This window comes from Komagataeibacter xylinus NBRC 15237, from assembly GCF_001571345.1.
Taxonomy (GTDB): Bacteria; Pseudomonadota; Alphaproteobacteria; order Acetobacterales; family Acetobacteraceae; genus Komagataeibacter; species Komagataeibacter xylinus.
In genome coordinates this window covers 36,684-57,924 of the sequence record NZ_BCTP01000006.1, presented here as the reverse complement: position 1 = coordinate 57,924, position 21,241 = coordinate 36,684, and the positions used below count along the sequence as shown (strand labels likewise).

Genomic DNA, 21,241 nt, shown 5'->3' with positions numbered 1-21,241 from the left:
CTGATATGTACCGCCTTGCCGCCCCTGACCAGTGCGGGGCGGGCATGAAAGGGGTCACAAGCCCGCGTGAGGGGCTTCATCCGCGCTCGGCATCCTCCTCCGCCTGGGCGGCCCACATGCCCGCGTACAGGCCGCCGCGCTCAAGCAGGGCGCGATGCGTGCCGCGCTCGAGGATCTGGCCGTGACCCATCACAAGGATTTCATCCACGTCCACGATGGTGGAGAGCCGGTGGGCGATGATGAGCGTGGTGCGGTTGGCGGCCACCGCGCGCAGGGCGGTCTGGATTTCGTGCTCGGTGCCGGTGTCGAGCGCGCTCGTTGCCTCATCAAGCAGCAGCACGCGCGGGTTCTTGAGGATGGTGCGCGCAATGGCCACGCGCTGCTTCTCGCCACCCGAAAGCTTGAGCCCCCGCTCGCCCACCCTTGTCGCGTAGCCTTCGGGCAGGCTCATGATGAAGTCATGGATGCAGGCGAGCCTTGCCGCCTGCTCCACCTCAGCCTGCGCGGCACCCAGTCGGCCATAGGCGATGTTGTAGCCGATGGTGTCGTTGAACAGGATGGTATCCTGCGGCACCACGCCAATGGCCCCGCGCAGGGCGGCCTGCGTGTAGTCGCGTATGTCGTGGCCATCGACCAGAATGCAGCCTGCCGTCACGTCATAGAAGCGGAACAGCAGGCGGCTGATGGTGGACTTGCCCGCCCCTGTCGGCCCCACGATGGCCACCCGGTGCCCCGCGGGCACGTGAAAGCTGATGCCGCGCAAAATCTCGCGGTCGGGGCGGTAGCTGAAATGCACGTCCTCGAAGCGGATATCGGCGGCCGGTGCCTCATCGAGCCGCGCGGGCAGGCTCAGGGCGCTGGCGGAATCGGTAATGTCGGCGCGTTCATCCATCAGGCCGAACATGTGCTCAAGGTCAACGAGGGAATTACGCAGCGAGGAATACACGCTGCCCAGAAAGTTGAGCGGCAGGTAAAGCTGCATGAGGTAGGTGTTGACCAGCACGAAGTGCCCCACCGTCATGCGGCCTGCCTCCACATCGCGCCCGGCCATGAGCATGACCGCGATCAGGGCCACGGCAATGATCGCCGCCTGCCCGAAATTGAGCCCGTTGAGCGAGATCTGGGTGCGGATGGCGGCGTGCTCGTAACGGGCCTGGGCATCCTCGTAGCGCTGGCGCTCGTGCGCCTCGTTACCGAAATATTTGACGGTCTCGTAGTTGAGCAGGCTGTCGAGCGCCTTCCAGCTTGCCTCGCTGTTGATCTCGTTCATCTGGCGGCGCAGGCCGATGCGCCATGAGGTGAACTTGATGGTAAACACCACATAGGCCGCCACCGCCGCCAGCATCACCACCGCGTAGCGCCAGTCAAACAGTCGCCAGATGACGATGATGACCATCAGCGCCTCGATCAGCGTGGGCGCTACGTTGAACACGCCCACGCGCAGCAGCGTCTCGATGGCTTCCGTGCCGCGCGCAATCGCCCGCGTCACCCCGCCCGACTGACGGTTGAGGTGAAAGCGCAGCGAAAGCTGATGCATGTGCGTAAAGCTCTGCATGGCCGCAACCCGGCTGATGCGGTAGCGCAGTGGCGCGAACAGCGCATCCCGCAATTCGCCCAGTCCGGCGGCGGCCATGCGCAGCAGGCCATAGCCCACGATCAGCAGGAGCGGCATCATGGCAACGCCCCCTGCATGCGGCTGGAGCGCATCGATCACGCGGCTATAGGCATAGGGCACGCCAATGGTGGCTACCTTGGCCGTGACCAGCAGCATGCACACCCCCACCACGCGCAGGCGGGTGCGCGGGTCATGGCGGGGCCACAGATAGGGTAACAGGCCGCGCAGGGTGGCGGCGGCGGAGCGCTCCGGCCTGTCGGGCCGGGCCGGGGGGGAAACAGCCATAGCCACCGCATGTGGCACATGCCGCCTGTTTTGCAACCCATATTCCCACCCCGGCGCGGAACAGCCCGGCATTGTCAGGCCGGGGGGCAGCCGTTATGCCACCCTCAACCCGAAGGACAGGGATGAAACATGTCACGCAGCCTTGAAGGTTTCTTTCGTCATATCGCCGCCTGCAACACGGCGGTGCTGCCCGGCGGGCGGCTGGAGTTCCGGCTGGGGCATGCCCCCGCGGGCTGGGTGCAGCCCGCCCTGCTGCCGGTGCTGCTTGAACACGGCATGACCCATGCGGGCGACACCGTCACCCTTGCCGACCCCGCCCGGCTTGAAGCCATTGGCGAGGCCATGGCGCAGGCAGGCGTGTACCGCTCGCACCATGAGCTGTTCGATGTCTGGACCGACATGGCCCTGCCCCCCGTGGCCCGCATCGACCGTGGCGCGCTGCCGCTGTTTGGGCTGATGGCGGCGGGCGTGCACCTCAATGGCCTCGTGCGCCTGCCCCACGGCCTGCATCTGTGGATCGCGCGGCGCTCCATGACCAAGCGCCTCGACCCCGGCAAGCTTGACCACCTCGTGGCGGGCGGCATACCGGCGGGCCATACGGCGGCCGAAGCCCTGTTCAAGGAAGCGGCGGAGGAAGCCAGCCTGCCAGCCGAACTGGTGCAGCGCGCCCGCCCCACTGCCGATATCCGCTACGCGCTCGACCGCCCCGAAGGGCTGCGGCGCGACGTGCTGCACTGCTTCGAACTGGAACTGCCGCCTGACTTCGTGCCCACTCCCGCCGATGGGGAAGTGGAGGAATTCCGCCTGATCCCGATCGAGGAAGCCTATACGCTGGTGCGTGACACGGATGCGTTCAAGTTCAACGTCAACCTCGTGCTGATCGACCTGTTCCTGCGCACGGGCCTGATTGACGCCACCAGCCCCGAAGGCCAGCGCCTGCGCCAGGGCCTGACCGGCTGGCACGCCCCCCGCCCCGCCTGAACCCCTGCACCCCGAGGACCATGCGATGACCACGCCCCCCATTGCCCGCCAGATCCCCCACGCCATCACGCAGCTTGGCCGCACCCGGCACGATGAATATGCGTGGATGAAGGACGATAACTGGCAGGAGGTGCTGCGCGACCCCACGCTCCTGCGCCCCGACATTGCCGGGCACCTGCGGGCGGAAAACGCCTATACGCAGTCCGTCCTCTCTGGCACGGATGCGTTGCAGGACACACTGGTAGCCGAGATGAAGGGCCGCATGCAGGCGGATGACACCTATCCGCCTACCCCGCATGGCCCCTACAACTACCAGACCAGCTACACGGCGGGCGCGCAGTACCCGGTCTATAAACGCTACCCCACTGCCACGCCCACGGCGGAAGAAGTGCTGCTCGACGTGAATGAAGCGGCAAAGGGGCATGAATATTACGCCGTGGCCGCCGCCGCCCACAGCCCCGACCACAGCCTGTTCGCCCATGCGGAGGACACGCAGGGCTCGGAAATCTACCGCATCCACATCCGCAGGCTGGCCGGTGACAGCACACCCCTGCCCCCGGTCGAGAACTGTAGCGGGGCGTTCGTGTTTTCGCCCGACAGCGCCTTCCTGTTCTGGGTCTGGCGCGACAGCCATGGCCGCCCGGCCCGCGTCTATCGCCGCCGCATCGGCGCGGACCACGATACGCTGGTGTATGAGGAAGCCGATCCCGGCTTTTTCGTGGGCGTGGAAGCCACGCGCTCGGGCGGGTGGATCATCATCTCCAGCGGCAACCACGACACCTCCGAATCCTGGCTCATCCCCGGCCACGACCCGCAGGCAGCACCACGCTGCGCCAGTCCGCGCGAGACGGGGCTGATATACGGCCTGTACCATCAGGGCACGGATTTCATCATCCTGACCAATGCCGATGGCGCGTATGACTTCAAGCTCATGACCACGCCCGACACGGCACCGACGCGCGCCAACTGGCGCGACCTCGTGGCCCATGAGCCAGGCCGCTACATCACGGAGTGCATGGTCTGGTCGGGCCACCTGGCCTGGCGCGAGCGGCGTGACGCCAATACACGCATCATCATCCGCAGCGTGGATGGCGCAACCGAGGCCCTTGAACCCGATGAAGCCGCCTATGACCTGACGCTGGTGGGCGGTTACGAATACGACACCACCGAGCTGCGCTACATCTACCAGTCCCCCACCACCCCGCGCGCGTGGCATGCGCGTGACATGGTGAGCGGGGCCGAGACCCTGCTCAAGCAGCAGCAGGTGCCATCAGGCCACGACCCGGCACAGTACCGCTGCTGGCGGCTCATGGCCCGGGCGGCAGATGGCGAGTTGGTGCCGGTAACCGTGCTGGGCCGCCATGACACGCCCATTGATGGCTCGGCCCCGCTACTGCTCTATGGCTACGGCGCCTATGGCCACGCCATCGACCCGGTCTTTTCCACCCGCACGCTCAGCCTTGTCGATCGCGGCTGGTTCTACGCCATTGCCCATGTGCGCGGCGGCTCGGAAAAGGGCTGGAACTGGTTCCTTGGCGGGCGCGGGCGCAACAAGCCCAACACGTTCAGCGATTTCATCGCCTGCGCCGAAACCCTTGTGGCCGAGGGCTTTGGCGCGACCGGCCGCATCGTGGCTGATGGACGTTCCGCTGGTGGAATGGTAATGGGAGCCATCGCCAACATGCGGCCCGACCTGTTTGCGGGCATCGTGGCCGTGGTGCCGTTTGTGGATGAACTCAACACCATGTCTGACGCGTCGCTGCCGCTGACGCCGCCGGAATGGCCCGAATGGGGCAACCCTGTGGAAGATGTGGCAGCCTATGACCTGATTGCCAGCTACGCCGCCTATGAACAGGTCGCCCCGCGCGCCTACCCCGCCATACTGGCCATGGGCGGCCTGACCGACCCGCGCGTGACCTACTGGGAGCCCGCCAAATGGGTGGCCCGCCTGCGCGCGCATAACCGCTCGGCCCGGCCCATCATGCTGCGCACGAACATGGAGGCCGGGCACAGGGGAGCCACCGGGCGCTTCGACTCCCTCAGGGAAGCCGCCCTGATCCACGCCTTTGCCCTGTGGGCAATTGAAACCGCACCGGCCCGTCAGGATTAAAGTCTTTCCGCACACGGGCGCGTTAGCATAAGTAGCCCCTTACAGCAGAGCCCGCATACCCCAGAGGAACAAGAATGACGGATCCCCACAACGCGGATCAGGATGGCTTTCCTGCCCCCATGACAGGGCGCGAGGTCGACCCCTCCACGATGCGAACCTTCCGTTCATTCCGCGAGACCCAGCGCACGCAACGCATCGCGCGCGCGGGGCTGGCGCTGTTTTTCGTGCTGCTGGGGCTTTATACGGTGCGCGGGTTCCTGCCCTCGCTGATATGGGGCTGCGTGTTCGCCATTGCCTCCTGGCCGCTTTACGCGCGTGCGCGGCGGCGATGGAACGGGCGGGCGCATAGAATACTGCTGCCGCTGCTGTTTACGCTGACCATCGCCTTCATCTTCATCGGGCCGCTCGCACTGTTCGGGCTGGAGGCGGGGCGCGAGGCGGAAGGCGTGCTGCGCTTCCTCAACGAAGCCCGCCATTCAGGCATTCCCGTGCCGGACTGGATCAGCAACCTGCCCTATGGCCAGGGGGCGATTACCGCGTGGTGGAACGAACACCTGAAGAACCCGGCGGATGTGTCCGCCCTGCTCGGCACGATGAATATCGGGCAGAGCGTCAAGGTTACGCAGCAGCTTGGCTCGCAGGTGCTGCACCGGGTGCTGCTGTTCGCCTTTGCCATCCTCACGCTGTTTTTCCTGCTCAAGGATGGCGATTCCGTCATTCGCCAGTCGCTCAACGTCTCGCGCCGCGCCTTTGGCAAGCGGGGCGAGCGGATTGCCTTGCAGATGATCGCCTCGGTGCATGGCTCGGTATCGGGGCTGGTGCTCGTGGGCATTGGCGAGGGCATGCTGATGGCCGTGGCCTATCTGGTCGCTGGCGCGCCACACCCCTTCCTGTTCGGGGTAGTGACGGCCATCGCGGCCATGATCCCGTTCTGCGCCTTCATCGCCATCAGCGCCGTCGCCCTCATGCTGCTTATCAAGACCGGCGCACTATTCGGCGCGATGGCCATCATCCTGCTGGGCATGGCCGTGATCTTTCTGGCCGACCACCTGGTGCGTCCGGCCCTGATTGGCGGCTCGACGCAACTCCCCTTCCTGTGGGTGCTGGCGGGCATACTCGGTGGTGCGGAAAGCTGGAGCCTGCTCGGGCTGTTCATGGGGCCTGCCATCATGGCGGTGCTGCACATGCTGTGGCTGAACTGGAGCCGGGCCCGCTACTGAGCCGGGCCTCTGGCTTCCGGGCGCCAGATACAAAAAAAGCACCCTTTTCAGGATGCCTTGCTTGCTTGGTATTCTTATCGCAGACAGGGATATCGGGCAGGCGGGATTCGAACCCACGACCCCCAGTCCCCCAGACTGATGCGCTACCAGGCTGCGCTACTGCCCGCCTGTCTGCGATGCGCAGGATGTAGCAGCCGATGGGGGGGACCGCAACCCATGTAATGAACCAAACCGAAAAAAAATGCCTGGCTCAGGCCGGCACCATCTGCCGCAGGGCTTGCAACTCAACCAGCACGCCGCGCAGGCTGTCGCGCAGCACCGTATTTTCCGCCTGCAGGCGCTCAAGCTCGATCATGACAATCTGCTCAAGGGGGAGCTGTTCCGGCTCGTCAGCAGGCGCCTGTGCCGCCGTCTCCGCCACGCTTTCTGGCTCCGGGGCCGCATTCGCGTCGGCTGCGGCAGCTTCCACCATCGGAGGGGCTTCAGGCTCAGGTGCTGCAACGGTGGGCGGCGATTCGCACGCCACCACGGTTTCCATCACTTCCTCGATTACCGTCACCTGCACAGCGTCCGTTGCGGGAGAGGCAGCTTCCACCGCTGCATCCTGCGCCACAGGGGGCTGCGCTGTATGAGACTGGGCGAGTGGGGGCTGGACCACAACTGGCTCGATGGGCGGGGTTACGGCCTCGCCTTCTGATTCGGGTGCGGCAAGCGCCTCGCGCGCGAGTTCGACCTGCGCCTGCGCCACTGACAGCTTGCGCACGTAAAGCAGGTCGGCAATCTCGCGCAGCACGGTTATGTCCTGCGGGCGGTAGTAGCGCCGCCCCACCGGCCCGCGCAGCGGCTGGAGCTGCGGAAAGCTGGCCTCCCACATGCGCATGACATGCTGCGCGAGGCCAAGCTCGCGCGCGACCTCATAGATCGGCAGGCAGTCCCTGCCCGGCTCGAGCGTGCTGCCTGGAGAGTGCTCCGTGGTCATTCATCGTCTCCTTCCGGCGGGATCTGCCCGGCGGACTGTCCGTTGACATGGGCACGAAGCAACTGACTGGGGCGAAACACCAGAACGGAGCGTGGCAGAATCGGCACTTCCACGCCGGTTTTGGGGTTACGGCCCGTGCGCTGCCCCTTCTGCCGGACAGAAAACGTGCCAAACCCGCTTATTTTGAGGGTATCGCCAGCCTCAAGGGTCCGTGCCATCCGCTCAAGGATATCTTCTAGAATATCGGCGGATTCATGGCGGGACAGGCCGACCTGATCGTATATGTGTTCTGCCAGAGTGGCGCGCGTGACGGTGCTCATGCGTAAACGTTATGCATGCGCGTGCGTATCGTCAATTGAATGTCGCAGGGGCGCGGGCAGTTTATTCCGCGTCCGTTTCAATGTGGTACCGAAATGACATTACAGCCGTGCCAGCGCCGAACCCCATGTCAGGCCACCGCCCAGCGCTTCCATCAGCACAAGATCGCCCCGGTTGATGCGCCCGTCACGCACCGCCTCGTTCAGGGCCAGCGGAATGGAGGCGGCAGAGGTATTGGCATGCCGGTCCACCGTCACCACCACGCGCTCGGGCGGCAGGGCGAGCTTGCGGGCCACGCCATCAATAATGCGCAGATTGGCCTGGTGTGGCACCAGCCAGTTCACATCCGCATGGGTCAGGCCATTGGCGGCCAGCGCCTCATCCACCGAGGATGACAGCTTGCCCACCGCATGGCGGAACACCTCGCGCCCGTTCATGCGCAGGTGGGCGGGTTTATCATGCTGGCCTGTCGCGCCATCGACAAAAAGCAGGTCGCCATAACGACCATCGGAATGGAGATGGGTGGACAGGATGCCCGCCTCGCCCGCCGCCTCATCCGTGCTGGTCAGGTAAACCGCCCCCGCCCCATCGCCGAACAGCACGTAGGTGCCCCGGTCCGATTTATCGAGAATGCGGGAATAGACTTCGCTGCCAATGACCAGCGCCGAGCGCGCCTGCCCGCTGCGAATGAGCGAATCGGCCATGGACAGCGCATAGATGAAACCCGAGCACGCAGCGGCAAGGTCAAAGCCAAAGCCGCCGGTCATGCCCAGTGCAGCCTGCACCCGCACGGCCGTGGAGGGGAAGGCCTGGTCGGGCGTGCTGGTCGCGACAATGACGGCATCGACATCATCAGGCGTGGCACCAGCATAATCCAGCGCCTGCCGGGCGGCCTGTGCTGCCATGGAAACGGCGTTGTCGCCCTCGCCCGCCATGTGGCGCTGGGCGATTCCCGTGCGGGCGCGAATCCATTCATCCGATGTATCGAGCCAGGTGGCCAGTTCATCGTTGGTAACGATCCGCTCGGGCAGGTAACCGCCAAAACCGGACAGAAGCGAGCGTTTCGCCGTCATGCCTGTTTTTTCCACCACTATCATTTCATATACACGGGTGGGCGCAGGCAGGTGCTCCCTGCTGACCCCACGCCGGCTGTTATTGCCGCATCAGGATGCAGGGACCGTCTGCGACGGGTCGGACGCCTTGACGGCGGTGAGGCTTTCCATGTGCGCGAGGCGCTCGCGGATGCTGTCGGTAAAGCGGTGGGTGACCATGTCCATCGCCACGTCAACCGCCGCGGCAAAGCCTTCAGCGTCCGTGCCGCCATGCGACTTGACCACAACCCCGTTCAGCCCCACGAACACCGCGCCATTATAGCGGCGCGGATCGAGCCATTCCTTCATCCGCTCAAGCCCGGGGCGCACCAGCAGGTAGCCGATCCGGCCCATCAGGCTGGAGGTGAAGACCTGCCGCAGCAGCGTGAACGCCATTTTCAGCGCGCCCTCGCCCGTTTTCAGCGCGACATTGCCGGTAAAGCCATCGGTCACCACCACGTCGGTCGTGCCTGCGGTAATGTCATGCCCTTCCACGAAACCATGGAACTGGCGGGCGAGCGAGCTGTTGCGCAGCACGTCAGCCGCCTGGCGCAGGCGCTCGTCGCCCTTGAGTTCCTCGGAGCCGACATTGAGCAGCCCGATGGTGGGTGCGGGCAGGCCGAGCACCGCCTTGGCGAAGGCCTCGCCCATGATGGCGAACTCGACAAGGTTGCGCCAGTCGCACGCGACATTGGCGCCAAGGTCGAGCATGACCACATCGCCCCGCGTAGTGGGGCTGATGGCCGCCATGGCCGGGCGGGTGATGCCGGGAAGGGTTTTGACCACGATCTTGGCCAGCGCCAGCATGGCACCGCTGTTGCCAGCGGAAACAACGCCCTGCGCCTCGCCCTGCGCCACGGCATCCATGGCCAGACGCATGGAGGAATCGCGCACACGCAGGGCTGCGGTGGGCTTCATGTCCATGGAAATGGCCGAATTGGCCGGACGGATCGTGCAGATGGTGGCCGCGCGCGGATGGCGGGCCAGAAGGCCGGACAACGTCGCCTCATCACCAACCAGAAGAATCCTGGCTGAGGGATGTCGGTCTGCTGCAATTGCCAGTCCGGCCACTACAACTTCCGGACCACCATCCCCGCCCATGCCATCAATGGCAAGGGTGTAAGGCCCAGTCTCGGAAAAGGAGGAACCTGTCTCGCTCATGCTCGTCTTGTGCCGGGTAAGAAAGGAACGCGCAAGATCGGGGAATACACTTTGAAAAGATCATATTCCCCGCGCGACCCGGACAGGACGGCCCGAGGCCAGCCCGCCGACGCGACCAAACAGGGCCGCGCCGTTACCGGGTAATGACGCCTGTAGCGTCGTGTTATCAGGCGCGGACCGCCGTCTTCAGCGCCTTGCCGGCGGAAGCGACTTCGCGGCCATCATAGTGCCCGCAGTGGCTGCAGACGTGATGCGGGCGCTTGAGTTCGCCACAGTTGGAGCATTCCGCATGCGCCGGAACACTCAGCGCAGCGTGGCTGCGACGCATGCCACGACGGGACGGCGAGGTTTTTCTCTTGGGTACAGCCATGGGCCCGGGCCCCTCCGATCTGGATCACAACCGGCAGGCACACCCTCGTGGCGTTACACCGGTCAGTTATCAATAATTGAGGGGGGCGCTCTAGCAGACCATTTGCACTTGCACAAGGGATTATGTGCGCAACTCATGGCGAGACACCCCCGCTCGCGCCCCTCCTTTGCGTCAGTTCTGCTTTTTTTTCAACTCGGCCAGAGCGGAAAAAGGCTGCCTGCGCGTGGTTTCTTCCACAGCGGCCTCGTCCGTGCCCGCAAATTCGGCCGGAATGGCGCAGCCGGGCTTGTGCGGATAGGGATCGAGCGCGAGCGAAACTTCTTCCGCCGCGAGTTCGCCAAGGTCGATGATATCGCGCTCATAGGGCACTTCATCGATCGAAAACGGATCGACCTCGTCGTCCTCCCGAAAACGCGCGGCAGGGATGCAGCGCACGGTGAACGATTCTGCCATCACATCCTCGAACGGCTCGAGGCTGACCACGCATTCCTGGGTAACGTGGGCGGTCAGCCAGCCTTCGGCGAGCACCTCCCCGCCCGGCCCCGGCTTGAGCCGGTAGCGGCATGACAGGTTGCGCAGGCCGGGAATGCCAAAGCGGCGGGCGAGCGCGCGGCATTCGGTGTCCTTCGCCTCGATCACCGTTTCCATGCCATGGACCGGGATGCGGCCCACGGCCATCGGGCGGGAAAATTCTGCATCCATCTCGTTAACTCCTGCACATGTGACCACGGGGCGCGCCCGTGTTGCGATGATGGTAAAAATATGGGGCTGGCAGGGTGTTTTTCCACCACCAGGGCGATCTGTGATTGACTTCATTTACCCGATGGGGCACCGGAAAGACGAACCGCATATGCGCCCTGCCCTATTTCAGGATATTTTCCCGACCATGAGGTCACCCAAGGACAACCAGCCCCGCTCCCGTTCATTACGCGTGTTTTCGTGCGCTGTCATCGGGGCGGGGATTGCGCTGTCCGGATGTAGTGTTTTCAAGCCCAGCACCATGCAGCGCGGCTCGCTGGTCGAGGCGGATGACTACAACAAGCTCAAGGTCGGCGAGACCTCACGCTCGGACGTGATGGACGCGCTCGGCTCGCCCACCGGCCATGCCACGTTTGATGACAATACATGGCTCTACGTTTCCATGAAGCAGGTGCTGGCCCCCATCAGCTTCCCGCAGGTGGAAAAGCAGGAAGTGGTGGTGCTGACCTTTGACCAGGAAGGCGTGCTGCGCAACCTGCGCACGCTGCACAAGGATGACGCCCGCTACGTGACCATGATGCCGGGCAAGACCCCCACGCCGGGCACCAAGATCAACATCATGCAGCAGATCCTGGGCAATGTGGGCCGCTACAACCCGCTCAGCCAGATGAGCAGCACCTATGGCGGCAGCACCGGCCCCATGAACAGCATGAACGGTGGCCCCGGCCATGGGGGCTCGGGCAACAGCCTGCCCTGATGCCCCGGCCAGCCCCAGGCCATGGCTCAGGCTGGCAGTTCTATCGTGACCCGTGCGCCACCAAGCGGCCCGGCCTCCAGCCCGATATGGCCGCCATGGGCGTGAATGATGTCACGCGCGATGGCCAGGCCAAGCCCCGTGCCCCCTTCCTTGCCGCTCTCGAAGGCCCGGAACACGCTCTCGCGCCGGGCTTCCTCCACCCCGCAGCCGTTATCATCGACATACAGGAACACCTGCTTGCGCCCGCTCTCGGCTGAAAGCACGATGCGGGTGGCGTGATGCCGCGCGTTTTCCACCACGTTGTTCAGCACGCGCCGCAGGGCGTTGCTGCGACCCATGATGCTCAGTTCCGGCGGGGTGACAAACCCGATGCTGGCCTGCGCCCCCACCCGGCGCAGGGCGGCAACACTTTCCTCGAACAGGTCCTCCACCCGGATGACCGAGGGCGTTTCAGCCCCTTCGCCGCGCGCAAACGACAGATACCCCTCGATCATGTGCTCCATCTCCACGATATCACCGATCATGTCGGTAATATCGGGCTGGAGATCCTCGGCCCGGACCATGCCGGTGCGCGGAAACATGGCCAGTGAAAGCCGCAGGCGGGTGAGCGGCGTGCGCAGGTCATGCGAGACCCCGGCCAGCACGGTGGTGCGCTGCTCCACAAAGCGGTTGATGCGGTCGCGCATGCGGTTGAAGGCGATGGCGGCCTTGCGGATTTCCTGCGCGCCTTCGGGCACGATGGGCACCGTATCGCGCCCCAGCCCGAACAGTTCCGCCGCCCGCGCCAGCCTGCGGATGGCACGCACCTGATTGCGCATGAACAGCGCCGCGATCAGGAACAGCAGCAGCGCGCTGCCCGAGGCCCATGCCACGAACAGCCACACCGGGGCCACGTCCAGCCGCTTGCGCAGGGCTACGACCTGCAGCACGCCAATGGGCGTCTGCACCAGGATCACGACCCGGCGGTGGGCTTTTTTCCAGTCGACAAAGGTGGGCCAGCGCACGCTGGCCTGCAGGTCACGCGCCAGGTCCTCGTCAATGGGGCCGAGCACGTGGTTCGAGCCGCGCCGTTGCAGGCTCTCGCCTTCGCGCAGGGTCATGACCAGCCCCGCCCTGCGGCCCGCATCCTCCAGGATCCACTTGCGATCGGTAGCGGAAGGATAGCGCTCGAGCATGTCCAGCGTCATGGAGATGGTGGTGGCCATGTCGCCTGACAGGCGGCGCGAGACGATCTGCAGGTAGTTGCCATAAAACAGTTCAAGCGAGATGGCCTGCGTGGCCAGCAGCGGAATGAACCCGATCAGCAGCATCCGCCCCAGCAGCGAGCGCGGCAGGATGCGTCGCGCCACCCGCGCCCGCCACCGCCGCCAGCCGGTCGTGGCTTCAGATACGGAGTCCGTGCCCATGGCCTTCCCTCTCCAGACACAAAAAAACCGGCTTCCTTGCAGAAGCCGGTTTCTTGTGGGTCATAACCCGTATTCCGATACGCGAAGGATTAGAAGCCTTCACGCTCGAGGCGCTTGCGCTCCATCTTGCGGGCGCGGCGCACGGCCTCGGCTGCCTCGCGCGCCTTGCGCTCGGACGGCTTTTCATAGTGGCGACGCAGCTTCATTTCGCGGAAGATGCCTTCACGCTGCATTTTTTTCTTGAGGGCCTTGAGGGCCTGATCAACATTGTTGTCACGAACGAGAACCTGCACTGGGTCGTCAACTCCTGATCTGCCATCCGGTATGGATGATCCATGAAACTGAAACTTGGGGAACGTCCGCCCGAGGCCATTCCCTTCGTGCGATTCCCAAACGGGCCGCACCTATATCACACTCGCGTCGCGCAACACAAATCATTCCCGCATATCGGGGGGCATGAATTTTGGTGCTGCGCTTTGCGCGCCAACGCTGTCATATACATGTTCCCCAAAACAGGAAGGCCTTTCGCTGCATGACGCTGCTCAAGATCGCCCGCATGGGCCATCCGGTGCTGCTGCAACCCACGCAGCCGGTGGCCGATACGCAGGCCCCCGCCATCCGCACGCTGGTGGCCGACATGATCGAGACAATGCTGGATGCAGGGGGCGCGGGACTCGCAGCCCCACAGGTGCATCACTGGCTGGCGCTGTTCGTCTATCATGTGCCGCTGGCCCGCAGCACGGGCGAGGATGACCCGCCGCGCCCGCCTTCCGCCCTGATCAACCCCGTGCTTGAACCGGTGGGCGACGAGATGGTGGACCGGCTGGAGGGCTGCCTGTCCATTCCCGACCTGCGGGGCTGGGTGCCGCGCCATGCCCGCGTGGCCTATGCGGGGCTGGACGCGCACGGGCACGCGGTGCGGGGCGTTGCATCGGGCTTTCTGGCCAATGTACTACAACATGAATACGACCACCTGAACGGAATCCTCTACCCCATGCGCATGGCCAACCTTGGCCGCATGGGCTTTGACAGCGAAATGGCCCGTTATGGAGAGCGCCCATGAACCCTTCCGCCCTGGTCGCGCGCGCGGCGTCGTGCCTGCATCCGCCCGCCATGCAGCACTCACCACAAGGTGATGCGCTGCTCCGCCATTTCCTGGCCGATTCGCGTGCAGGCACCCATGCCTGGACTCCAGATCTGCTGCGGCAATGCGCCGGGCCGGATTCGGACCTGCTCTTTCCCGGTGGCATGGCGGAACTGGCCGCGGCCTGCTTCGACCTGATGGACCGCGACATGCTGGGCCATGCCCACACCTTCCGCAGCCGCAAGATCAGCCGCCGGGTGCGCGCGGCCATCATGTTCCGGCTCGAACGCGCAGCCCCCCACCGCGCGGCCATAAGGCAGGCGCTGGCGGTGCTGCTGGTGCCCACCCATGCCCGCAGCCTGGCCCATGTGCTGGGCCGCAGCGTCAATGCAATATGGGAGGCGGCGGGCGATTCCTCCACCGGCTTTACCTACATGACCAAGCGGCTGAGCCTGAGCGGTGTCTATGTCGCGACCCTGCTGTTCTGGCTCACGCGCGGGGGCAACCCGGCCTCGGTGGAGGAATTCCTTGACCGCAGGCTGGCCGAGGTCGGGCGCATCACCCGCCTGCGCAACCGGCTGACCGGCCGCATCGCCTGACGCCAAGCCGCCTGCCATGACCACCCCGCCCCGGCCCCCCGCTGCGCGCCCCGCCCCCATGGCGGGCGCGGGCGTGGAACTTCTGTTCCTGCGTGATGAGGACATGCGCCAGGCGCAGGAGTTGCTCCTGCTGGCCTGCCGCGCCTTTGGCAACGTGATTGACCCGGCCCTGCAGGAATGCGGGCTGGGCCACGCCCACTACCGCATCATGCAGACCGTGGCGCTGCAGCCGGGCATTGCCGTGGGCACGCTGCTTGATGTGCTGGGCATTACCAAGCAGAGCATGAGCCGCACGCTGGGCGAACTGGTAAGCCACGGCCTGCTGCGCCACGAAACCACGCCACAGGACCGCAGGCGGCGCTGCCTGCACCTGAGCGCGCGTGGCGCGGAGATTGAAAACCGGCTCTTTTCGCTGCAACGTGAAGTGCTGCTACGGGTGTATCGCAACGCGGGGGGGCGGGCGGTTGACGGTTTTCGCCGCGTCATGCGCGGCCTGATAGACGAATCGGCCATGCCCGGCGTATCCACCGATGCCCTTCACCCTCCCGACCGGAGTTCTTCATGATCCAGACGGCCTGCGATTCCGCCCTCCCCCGCGACAGCATGATCATGGATGCCCATGTCGTCGTGGTGGATGATGACCCGCGCCTGCGCCGCCTGCTGCACCGTTACCTGAGCGAGCAGGGCTTTCGGGTCAGCGCCGCGTGCTCGGCGCAGGAGGCGCGGCAGGTGCTGGGCTTCATGCAGCCCGATGCGCTGGTGCTCGACATTACCATGCCGGGGGAAAACGGGCTGGAGCTGACCCGTGAACTGCGGCGCGACAACCTGAACTTTCCCATCCTGCTGCTGACTGCGCGTGGCGAGCCGGAAGACCGGATCATCGGCCTCGAAGCCGGTGCCGATGACTATCTGGCCAAGCCGTTCGAGCCGCGTGAACTGCTGCTGCGGCTCAAGGCGCATCTGCGCCGCTTCGTGCCGCCCGCGCCGAGCAGCAACCTGCGCATCGTGCGGCTTGGCGACCTGGAGTTCGACCCCGTGCGGGGGCTTTTGTCGAATGCGGAGGGAATCGTGCACCTGACGGGCGGCGAATCGGCGTTGCTCTCGGTGCTGGCCCGCCACCCCAACGAAATCCTCTCGCGCACCGCCATCGCCACCACGCTGGACATGGAGGAAATTGGCGAACGCGCGGTGGATGTGCAGGTCACGCGCCTGCGCCGCCGCATCGAGCCCGACCCCAAGGAGCCACGCTTTTTGCAGACCGTGCGCGGCAAGGGCTACGTGCTCAAGCCGGGATTGTGAAAAAATAAAAGTTTTTTGGGCGCAGCCTTTTTTCAAAAAGGCTGCGTTCCTTGAAACTTTTTGAAAAAAGCTTCACCAAAAACTTTCATTAATAAAAAGCCCGGCATGAAACACCATGCCGGGCTTTTGGTTTAGAAGGGCAGATCAGCCTGCCTTGTTCAGCCGGGCCAGTTCTTCCACCACGGCGGCGCCCATGCCTGCCGTGTTCACTTCCGTCCGGCCAGCACTCATGATGTCGGGCGTGCGCAGGCCACGGTCGAGCACGTTCGAGACAGCCTGCTCGATCAGGGCTGCATCGTCCTGCATGTCGAACGAGTAGCGCAGCAGCATGGCAAACGAGAGGATCTGCGCCAGCGGGTTGGCCTTGCCCTGCCCGGCAATGTCGGGCGCGCTGCCATGAATCGGCTCATACAGCGCGGGCATGCGGCCATCCTCGCCTTTGGCCCCGAGCGTGGCCGAAGGGAGCATGCCAAGGCTGCCGGTCAGCATCGAAGCCAGGTCGGACAGCAGGTCGCCAAACAGGTTTCCGGTCACGATCACATCAAACTGGCGCGGGTTGCGCACAAGCTGCATGGCGCAGTTATCGGCCAGCATGTGGGTCAACTGCACATCAGGGTATTCCCGCGCGTGCAGGTCGGTCACGACCTCTTTCCACAACAGGCCGCTTTCCATCACGTTGCATTTCTCGACCGAGCACACCCGGTTGTCGCGCTTGCGGGCCAGTTCAAACGCCACGCGGGCCACGCGCTCGATTTCCGGCGTGGTGTAAACCTCGGTGTTGATGCCCCGGCGCGTGCCATCGGCCAGGGTCTCGATGCCACGGGGCGTGCCGAAATAGATGCCACCCACCGTCTCGCGCACGATCATGATGTCGAGGCCGCGCACCACTTCGGGCTTGAGCGTGCTGGCATCGGCCAGCGAGTCGAACACCTTGGCCGGGCGCAGGTTGGCAAACAGGCCAAGCTCCTGCCGCAGCTTGAGAATCGCGATCTCGGGCCGGCGGTCAAACCCGGCGGAAGCCCATTTCGGGTCGCCCACCGAGCCGAACAGCACCGCATCCGCCGCGCGCGCGGCATCAATCACGTCCTGCGTAATCGGCTGGCCATGCACCGCAAGCGACGCACCGCCAACAAGGTCATCGCTCACATCAAAGCGGATGCCACGCGCCTGCGCCATCCAGTCCATGATGCGGCGGACCTCGTTCATGATCTCGGGGCCAATGCCATCGCCAGGCAGGATCAGGAGCTTCTTGGGTGCGGACATGACGTTTCCCATCCGGTTCAATCGGTTTGTTAAATGCTTTTTGCCGTGCGGCTGCGGGCGGCAGGAACCGCCCTGCCCGCTCAATCGAGCACGATGCGCGGAATCCACGGCTGCGCCTTGCTGCGGCGTTCCTCGAAGGTGGTGATTTCCTTCTCGTGCTGGAGCGTCTGGCCAATATCGTCCAGCCCTTCGAGCAGCAGCTTCCTGCGCAGCGGATCGACATTGAACGGCACTTCGGTGCCATCGGGCCGCACCACCACCTGCCGGGGCAGGTCGATGGTCAGCCGCGCATTGCCGCCCATGCGGGCATCTTCCATCAACTGCGTGCAGACATCATGCGGCAGCACGATAGGCAGGATGCCGTTCTTGAAGCAGTTGTTATGGAAAATATCGGCGAATGACGGCGCAATCACGCAGCGGATGCCAAAATCCAGCAATGCCCACGGCGCATGCTCGCGCGACGAACCGCAGCCCAGATTGTCATACGTGATCAGGATCTCCGCCTTGCGGTAAGGCTCCTGATTCAGCACGAAATCCGGGTTTTCCGATCCGTCCTCGCGGTAGCGCATGCTGTCGAACGCATGCACGCCCAGCCCGGTGCGCTTGGTGGTCTTGAGGAAGCGCGCGGGAATGATCTTGTCGGTATCGATGTTTTCTTCAGGCAGCGGAGCGGCTACGGCCGAGAGAACAGTGAATTTATCCATTTTCAGATCAGCTCCCGCACATCGGTCAGGCATCCGGTCACGGCAGCGGCCGCCGCCATAGCAGGCGAGAGCAGGTGCGTGCGCCCGCCGGGGCCCTGCCTGCCCTCAAAATTACGATTGGAGGTAGACGCACAGCGCTGCCCCGGTGTCAGCCGGTCGGGGTTCATGCCCAGGCACATGGAGCACCCGGCCTCGCGCCATTCGAAACCGGCTTCAAGAAAGACCTTGTCCAGCCCTTCCTCTTCCGCCTGCGCCTTCACGATACCCGATCCGGGCACGATCATCGCCCGCACGCCTTCAGCCACCTTGCGGCCCGCGGCAATGGCTGCTGCGGCGCGCAGGTCCTCGATGCGGCTGTTGGTGCATGACCCGATGAACACGACATCAACCGGCGTGCCCGCAATCTTCTGGCCCGCTTCAAGCCCCATATAGTCCAGCATGCGCTGCATCTGCGCGCGCTTGCCGGGATCGGCCTCGGCTGCCGGGTCGGGCACGGTGCCGGTGACGGGGATGACCGTCTCGGGGCTGGTGCCCCAGGTCAGCACAGGGGTGATGTCCTCGGCGCGCAGTTCGACCACGCGGTCGTAATGCGCCCCTTCATCCGCAGCCAGCGTCTTCCAGTAGGCCACCGCCTCGTCAAACCCCTCGCCTTTCGGGGCGAAGGGGCGGCCGCGCACGTATTCGAACGTGGTCTCGTCAGGTGCCACCAGCCCCGCGCGGGCACCGGCCTCGATCGACATGTTGCAGATCGTCATGCGGCCCGCCATGTCGAGTTCACGGATGGCCGAACCCGCGAATTCGATCACGTGCCCCGTGCCGCCCGCCGTGCCGATATGGCCGATGATGGCAAGCATGATGTCCTTGGCGGTGACACCGGGGCCAACCTGCCCCTCGACCACGACCTTCATGTTCTTCGCGGGTTTCTGCAGGATGGTCTGGGTCGCCATCACATGCTCGACCTCGGACGTGCCGATGCCAAACGCCAGGGCGCCCATCGCGCCATGGGTGGAGGTATGGCTGTCGCCGCATACAATGGTCATGCCCGGCAGCGAGATACCCTGCTCGGGGCCGACCACATGCACGATGCCCTGCCGCGCCGAGAGCAGCGGGAAATACGGCACGCCGAATTCCTTCACATTGCGCTCGAGCGTCTCGATCTGGTTGCGGCTTTCCGCCTCCTCGATGGGCTGGGTGCGGTCGGATGTGGGCACGTTATGGTCCACCACCGCAATCGTCGCATCCGGGTGGCGCAGGCGGCGGCCGCTCAGGCGCAGGCCTTCAAACGCCTGCGGACTCGTGACCTCATGCACAAGGTGACGGTCGATGTAGAGGATGGCCGTCTTGTCCGGGAGGGTTTCGACCACATGGCTGTCCCATATCTTGTCGAACAATGTGCGCGGGGCCATCTTGCTTATCCTCTCCCGGACGGAAACAGGCCGCCATCACGCGCAGGCAACGCACGCAACAGGCAGCCGGAAAATCTTGCATGAAACGGTTCGCCCGTTTCCACCATGCGGCGGGAAACGGGCGAAAGGTCAGTGTATTACTCAGCTGCTGCGGGCGCGGCGGGTGCCGCCACTTCGCGCTTGCGCTCGGCAATACGGGCGGACTTGCCGCGACGGCCACGCAGGTAATACAGCTTCGCGCGGCGCACGACGCCACGGCGCACCACGGCGATTTCCGCAATGGTGGGGGAATACAGCGGGAACACGCGCTCCACGCCCTCACCGTTGGAAATCTTGCGCACGGTGAAGTTGCTGTTCAGGCCCTTGTTGGAGCGGGCAATGACCACGCCTTCGTAGTTCTGCACGCGCTTGCGGGTGCCTTCAACCACTTCCACACCAACGCGCACGGTGTCACCGGGCGCGAATTCGGGCACCGCGCGGATGGCGGTCAGGCGGGCGATCTCTTCCGCCTCGTACTTCTGGATAACGTTCATGATCCGGTCCTCGTTCGATAGGATTTCATGTTCAGTTCAGCCGGTCCACATCGGCACGGGGGCCTGTAGTCCGGGGAGTGTCTTGACCCGTGCGGGCCTGATAGGCCGCCCACAGGTCCGGCCGACGCGCCTGCGTCACCGTCTCGGATGCCGCGTGCCGCCACCGGGCGATCGCGGCATGATGACCGGACAGCAGGACCTCGGGCACGTCGCGCCCGTCCCATTGCGCCGGCTTGGTATAAAGCGGATATTCAAGCAGGCCGTCGGCAAAGCTTTCCTCAACCGCGCTCTCGCCCGATCCCATCACGCCCGGCAGCAGCCGTACGCAGGCATCAAGCAGCACCGTTGCCGCCACTTCCCCGCCCGAGAGGATGTAATCCCCGATCGAGACCTGTTCGGCACCAGAGGCTTCGAGCACGCGCTCATCCACCCCTTCATAGCGGCCACACAGCACCACAACGCCCGGCCCCGCCGCATAACGGCGGATATCGGCCTGCGCCAACGGTCGCCCGCGCGGCGTGGGATACACCAGCGGGCGACCGGCACGGTCGACATCGGCAATGGCCGCAGCCACCACGTCAGGCCGCATGACCATGCCCGCGCCGCCGCCAAAAGGCGTATCATCCACCACCCGGTGCCGCCCCAGCCCGTATTCACGCATGTCGCGCGCATCCAGTGACCAGATGCCACGCTCGAGCGCGCGCCCGGCCAGTGACTGCCCCAGCGTGCCGGGGAACATGGCGGGGAACAGCGTCAGCGCCGTTGCCTGCCACGTCATGGCGCATCATCCGCGCTGGCCGTGCCGGGAAAGCATTCGACCGGAACCTCGATCTCATCGGGCAGGCAGACTTCAATCCAGCCTGCGCGCACATTCACCACCGGCACGCAGCCTTCGGTGAACGGCAGCAGGAGGTTGCCCCCTGCCCCATCGATTTCAAGGCTGGTGCCAGCACCATAGTCATGCACGGCCATCACGCGGCCGATCACCCGCCCGCCGCCCTGCTCGCGCACGTCCAGCCCGACCAGATCGGCGAAGTAGAATTCGTCCGCATCGGGTTCGGGCAGGCTGGTGCGCGGCACGTACAGCTTGCGGTTGACCAGCTGCTGGGCGGCCTCACGGCTGTCAATGGTATTGCCTGCCGCATCGTGCAGCCGGGCAATGCCATTGCCATGCCATGTCAGCCGCCACGGGCGGCCCAGATCATCGACCAGCCCGTCATAGGTGGCCAGGTCTTCCGCCACGGCGGTGTAGCTGCGCACATGCACAAGCCCCCGCACGCCATGCGGACGACCCACCACACCCATCAGGACCTGATCGTGGTTCATGGGATGACTGCCTGCCTTTCCTGCCTGTCTATCGC

General features: G+C 64.9%; 23 protein-coding genes and 1 tRNA gene. 8 read left to right on the top strand and 16 right to left on the bottom strand.

The genetic code is table 11. The features are described from left to right. Nucleotides 1-76: 76 nt before the first annotated feature. Nucleotides 77-1,900, bottom strand: coding sequence for an ABCB family ABC transporter ATP-binding protein/permease (locus GXY01S_RS04060; protein WP_061272149.1), 1,824 nt, complete (start codon nt 1,898-1,900; stop codon nt 77-79). A gap of 129 nt (nt 1,901-2,029) precedes the next feature. Between GXY01S_RS04060 and GXY01S_RS04055 the strand changes: the two genes are divergently transcribed. From GXY01S_RS04055 to GXY01S_RS04045, 3 genes are all read left to right on the top strand, one after another. Further along, complete coding sequence (locus GXY01S_RS04055; protein ID WP_061272147.1) at nt 2,030-2,881, top strand: NUDIX hydrolase; 852 nt, start codon at nt 2,030-2,032, stop codon at nt 2,879-2,881. A 25-nt stretch (nt 2,882-2,906) separates the two neighbouring features. Further along, nucleotides 2,907-4,991 (top strand): S9 family peptidase, encoded by a 2,085-nt coding sequence (locus GXY01S_RS04050; protein ID WP_061272146.1) that lies wholly within the window; start codon nt 2,907-2,909, stop codon nt 4,989-4,991. A 74-nt stretch (nt 4,992-5,065) separates the two neighbouring features. After that, on the top strand, nt 5,066-6,211 hold the full coding sequence (locus tag GXY01S_RS04045; RefSeq protein WP_082770712.1) for an AI-2E family transporter: 1,146 nt from the start codon (nt 5,066-5,068) through the stop codon (nt 6,209-6,211). Between the two features lie 92 nt (nt 6,212-6,303). Here the strand turns inward: GXY01S_RS04045 and GXY01S_RS04040 are convergent. From GXY01S_RS04040 to GXY01S_RS04010, 7 genes are all read right to left on the bottom strand, one after another. Beyond that, nucleotides 6,304-6,377 (bottom strand) — tRNA-Pro (locus GXY01S_RS04040). 84 nt (nt 6,378-6,461) lie between these two features. Then, the gene (locus GXY01S_RS04035; RefSeq protein ID WP_061272143.1) at nt 6,462-7,190 is read right to left on the bottom strand and encodes a MerR family transcriptional regulator; all 729 of its coding nucleotides are present in this window, start codon (nt 7,188-7,190) and stop codon (nt 6,462-6,464) included. Then, on the bottom strand, nt 7,187-7,510 hold the full coding sequence (locus GXY01S_RS04030) for an integration host factor subunit alpha (protein WP_061272142.1): 324 nt from the start codon (nt 7,508-7,510) through the stop codon (nt 7,187-7,189). Before GXY01S_RS04030 ends, GXY01S_RS04035 begins: the two co-directional genes overlap by 4 nt. A 99-nt stretch (nt 7,511-7,609) precedes the next feature. After that, the gene (locus GXY01S_RS04025) at nt 7,610-8,581 is read right to left on the bottom strand and encodes a beta-ketoacyl-ACP synthase III (RefSeq protein ID WP_061272255.1); all 972 of its coding nucleotides are present in this window, start codon (nt 8,579-8,581) and stop codon (nt 7,610-7,612) included. A 90-nt stretch (nt 8,582-8,671) separates the two neighbouring features. Then, on the bottom strand, nt 8,672-9,760 hold the full coding sequence (gene plsX, locus GXY01S_RS04020) for a phosphate acyltransferase PlsX (RefSeq protein ID WP_061272141.1): 1,089 nt from the start codon (nt 9,758-9,760) through the stop codon (nt 8,672-8,674). Between the two features lie 166 nt (nt 9,761-9,926). Further along, entirely contained in the window at nt 9,927-10,130 is a 204-nt protein-coding gene (rpmF, locus tag GXY01S_RS04015; protein ID WP_010506434.1) for a 50S ribosomal protein L32, read from the bottom strand. A gap of 171 nt (nt 10,131-10,301) precedes the next feature. Next, nucleotides 10,302-10,832: a YceD family protein gene (locus tag GXY01S_RS04010; protein ID WP_061272139.1), complete on the bottom strand. Its 531-nt coding sequence runs from the start codon at nt 10,830-10,832 to the stop codon at nt 10,302-10,304. Nucleotides 10,833-11,016: 184 nt separating this feature from the next. Here GXY01S_RS04010 and GXY01S_RS04005 point away from each other — a divergent pair, with 184 nt between their 5' ends. Continuing rightward, nucleotides 11,017-11,586, top strand: a complete 570-nt coding sequence (locus GXY01S_RS04005) for an outer membrane protein assembly factor BamE (protein ID WP_061272137.1) — start codon at nt 11,017-11,019, stop codon at nt 11,584-11,586. 26 nt (nt 11,587-11,612) lie between these two features. Here the strand turns inward: GXY01S_RS04005 and GXY01S_RS04000 are convergent, their stop codons facing one another. Together GXY01S_RS04000 and rpsU are read right to left on the bottom strand one after the other, a co-directional pair. Then, complete coding sequence (locus GXY01S_RS04000; protein WP_061272135.1) at nt 11,613-12,992, bottom strand: sensor histidine kinase; 1,380 nt, start codon at nt 12,990-12,992, stop codon at nt 11,613-11,615. Nucleotides 12,993-13,081: 89 nt separating this feature from the next. Then, a complete protein-coding gene (gene rpsU, locus GXY01S_RS03995; protein ID WP_010506446.1) occupies nt 13,082-13,285 on the bottom strand; it encodes a 30S ribosomal protein S21 in 204 nt (67 codons plus the stop codon). A 239-nt stretch (nt 13,286-13,524) separates the two neighbouring features. On the opposite strand from rpsU, the gene def reads away from it, so the two are divergent. Genes def through GXY01S_RS03975 form a run of 4 tightly spaced genes read left to right on the top strand, consistent with a single transcriptional unit; the run spans nt 13,525 to nt 15,974 of the window. Beyond that, complete coding sequence (def, locus tag GXY01S_RS03990) at nt 13,525-14,055, top strand: peptide deformylase (RefSeq protein ID WP_061272133.1); 531 nt, start codon at nt 13,525-13,527, stop codon at nt 14,053-14,055. Continuing rightward, nucleotides 14,052-14,675 carry a COQ9 family protein gene (locus GXY01S_RS03985; RefSeq protein ID WP_061272130.1) on the top strand — a complete coding sequence of 208 codons (624 nt, stop codon included), beginning with the start codon at nt 14,052-14,054 and terminating at the stop codon, nt 14,673-14,675. The genes def and GXY01S_RS03985 overlap by 4 nt, the downstream gene beginning before the upstream one ends. A 16-nt stretch (nt 14,676-14,691) precedes the next feature. Beyond that, on the top strand, nt 14,692-15,240 hold the full coding sequence (locus GXY01S_RS03980; RefSeq protein WP_061272128.1) for a MarR family winged helix-turn-helix transcriptional regulator: 549 nt from the start codon (nt 14,692-14,694) through the stop codon (nt 15,238-15,240). Further along, nucleotides 15,237-15,974 (top strand): response regulator, encoded by a 738-nt coding sequence (locus GXY01S_RS03975; RefSeq protein ID WP_061272125.1) that lies wholly within the window; start codon nt 15,237-15,239, stop codon nt 15,972-15,974. The genes GXY01S_RS03980 and GXY01S_RS03975 overlap by 4 nt, the downstream gene beginning before the upstream one ends. 144 nt (nt 15,975-16,118) lie before the next feature. Here the strand turns inward: GXY01S_RS03975 and leuB are convergent, their stop codons facing one another. The 6 genes from leuB to rimM form a co-directional block, all read right to left on the bottom strand. After that, a complete protein-coding gene (leuB, locus tag GXY01S_RS03970; protein ID WP_061272124.1) occupies nt 16,119-17,237 on the bottom strand; it encodes a 3-isopropylmalate dehydrogenase in 1,119 nt (372 codons plus the stop codon). Between the two features lie 80 nt (nt 17,238-17,317). Further along, the gene (gene leuD / locus GXY01S_RS03965) at nt 17,318-17,941 is read right to left on the bottom strand and encodes a 3-isopropylmalate dehydratase small subunit (protein ID WP_061272121.1); all 624 of its coding nucleotides are present in this window, start codon (nt 17,939-17,941) and stop codon (nt 17,318-17,320) included. 2 nt (nt 17,942-17,943) lie between these two features. Beyond that, nucleotides 17,944-19,347 (bottom strand): 3-isopropylmalate dehydratase large subunit, encoded by a 1,404-nt coding sequence (gene leuC, locus GXY01S_RS03960; RefSeq protein ID WP_061272119.1) that lies wholly within the window; start codon nt 19,345-19,347, stop codon nt 17,944-17,946. A 137-nt stretch (nt 19,348-19,484) separates the two neighbouring features. Further along, nucleotides 19,485-19,880 (bottom strand): 50S ribosomal protein L19, encoded by a 396-nt coding sequence (gene rplS, locus GXY01S_RS03955; RefSeq protein ID WP_061272118.1) that lies wholly within the window; start codon nt 19,878-19,880, stop codon nt 19,485-19,487. Nucleotides 19,881-19,911: 31 nt separating this feature from the next. Then, on the bottom strand, nt 19,912-20,658 hold the full coding sequence (gene trmD, locus GXY01S_RS03950) for a tRNA (guanosine(37)-N1)-methyltransferase TrmD (RefSeq protein WP_061272116.1): 747 nt from the start codon (nt 20,656-20,658) through the stop codon (nt 19,912-19,914). After that, nucleotides 20,655-21,206, bottom strand: coding sequence for a ribosome maturation factor RimM (rimM, locus tag GXY01S_RS03945; protein ID WP_061272114.1), 552 nt, complete (start codon nt 21,204-21,206; stop codon nt 20,655-20,657). The genes trmD and rimM overlap by 4 nt, the downstream gene beginning before the upstream one ends. Nucleotides 21,207-21,241: the final 35 nt, after the last annotated feature.

Bases quoted from the DNA above. Each gene is read 5' to 3' on its own strand.
- GXY01S_RS04055 (WP_061272147.1), top strand. From the start codon at position 2,030: ATGTCACGCAGCCTTGAAGGTTTCTTTCGTCATATCGCCGCCTGCAAC.
- GXY01S_RS04045 (WP_082770712.1), top strand. From the start codon at position 5,066: ATGACGGATCCCCACAACGCGGATCAGGATGGCTTTCCTGCCCCCATG.
- leuD (WP_061272121.1), bottom strand. From the start codon at position 17,941: ATGGATAAATTCACTGTTCTCTCGGCCGTAGCCGCTCCGCTGCCTGAA.
- leuB (WP_061272124.1), bottom strand. From the start codon at position 17,237: ATGTCCGCACCCAAGAAGCTCCTGATCCTGCCTGGCGATGGCATTGGC.
- GXY01S_RS04035 (WP_061272143.1), bottom strand. From the start codon at position 7,190: ATGACCACGGAGCACTCTCCAGGCAGCACGCTCGAGCCGGGCAGGGAC.
- GXY01S_RS04000 (WP_061272135.1), bottom strand. From the start codon at position 12,992: ATGGGCACGGACTCCGTATCTGAAGCCACGACCGGCTGGCGGCGGTGG.
- leuC (WP_061272119.1), bottom strand. From the start codon at position 19,347: ATGGCCCCGCGCACATTGTTCGACAAGATATGGGACAGCCATGTGGTC.
- GXY01S_RS04005 (WP_061272137.1), top strand. From the start codon at position 11,017: ATGAGGTCACCCAAGGACAACCAGCCCCGCTCCCGTTCATTACGCGTG.
- rimM (WP_061272114.1), bottom strand. From the start codon at position 21,206: ATGAACCACGATCAGGTCCTGATGGGTGTGGTGGGTCGTCCGCATGGC.
- def (WP_061272133.1), top strand. From the start codon at position 13,525: ATGACGCTGCTCAAGATCGCCCGCATGGGCCATCCGGTGCTGCTGCAA.
- GXY01S_RS03980 (WP_061272128.1), top strand. From the start codon at position 14,692: ATGACCACCCCGCCCCGGCCCCCCGCTGCGCGCCCCGCCCCCATGGCG.
- plsX (WP_061272141.1), bottom strand. From the start codon at position 9,760: ATGAGCGAGACAGGTTCCTCCTTTTCCGAGACTGGGCCTTACACCCTT.
- GXY01S_RS03985 (WP_061272130.1), top strand. From the start codon at position 14,052: ATGAACCCTTCCGCCCTGGTCGCGCGCGCGGCGTCGTGCCTGCATCCG.
- rpmF (WP_010506434.1), bottom strand. From the start codon at position 10,130: ATGGCTGTACCCAAGAGAAAAACCTCGCCGTCCCGTCGTGGCATGCGT.
- GXY01S_RS04050 (WP_061272146.1), top strand. From the start codon at position 2,907: ATGACCACGCCCCCCATTGCCCGCCAGATCCCCCACGCCATCACGCAG.
- GXY01S_RS04025 (WP_061272255.1), bottom strand. From the start codon at position 8,581: ATGACGGCGAAACGCTCGCTTCTGTCCGGTTTTGGCGGTTACCTGCCC.
- GXY01S_RS04060 (WP_061272149.1), bottom strand. From the start codon at position 1,900: ATGGCTGTTTCCCCCCCGGCCCGGCCCGACAGGCCGGAGCGCTCCGCC.
- GXY01S_RS03975 (WP_061272125.1), top strand. From the start codon at position 15,237: ATGATCCAGACGGCCTGCGATTCCGCCCTCCCCCGCGACAGCATGATC.
- trmD (WP_061272116.1), bottom strand. From the start codon at position 20,658: ATGACGTGGCAGGCAACGGCGCTGACGCTGTTCCCCGCCATGTTCCCC.
- GXY01S_RS04030 (WP_061272142.1), bottom strand. From the start codon at position 7,510: ATGAGCACCGTCACGCGCGCCACTCTGGCAGAACACATATACGATCAG.
- rplS (WP_061272118.1), bottom strand. From the start codon at position 19,880: ATGAACGTTATCCAGAAGTACGAGGCGGAAGAGATCGCCCGCCTGACC.
- GXY01S_RS04010 (WP_061272139.1), bottom strand. From the start codon at position 10,832: ATGGATGCAGAATTTTCCCGCCCGATGGCCGTGGGCCGCATCCCGGTC.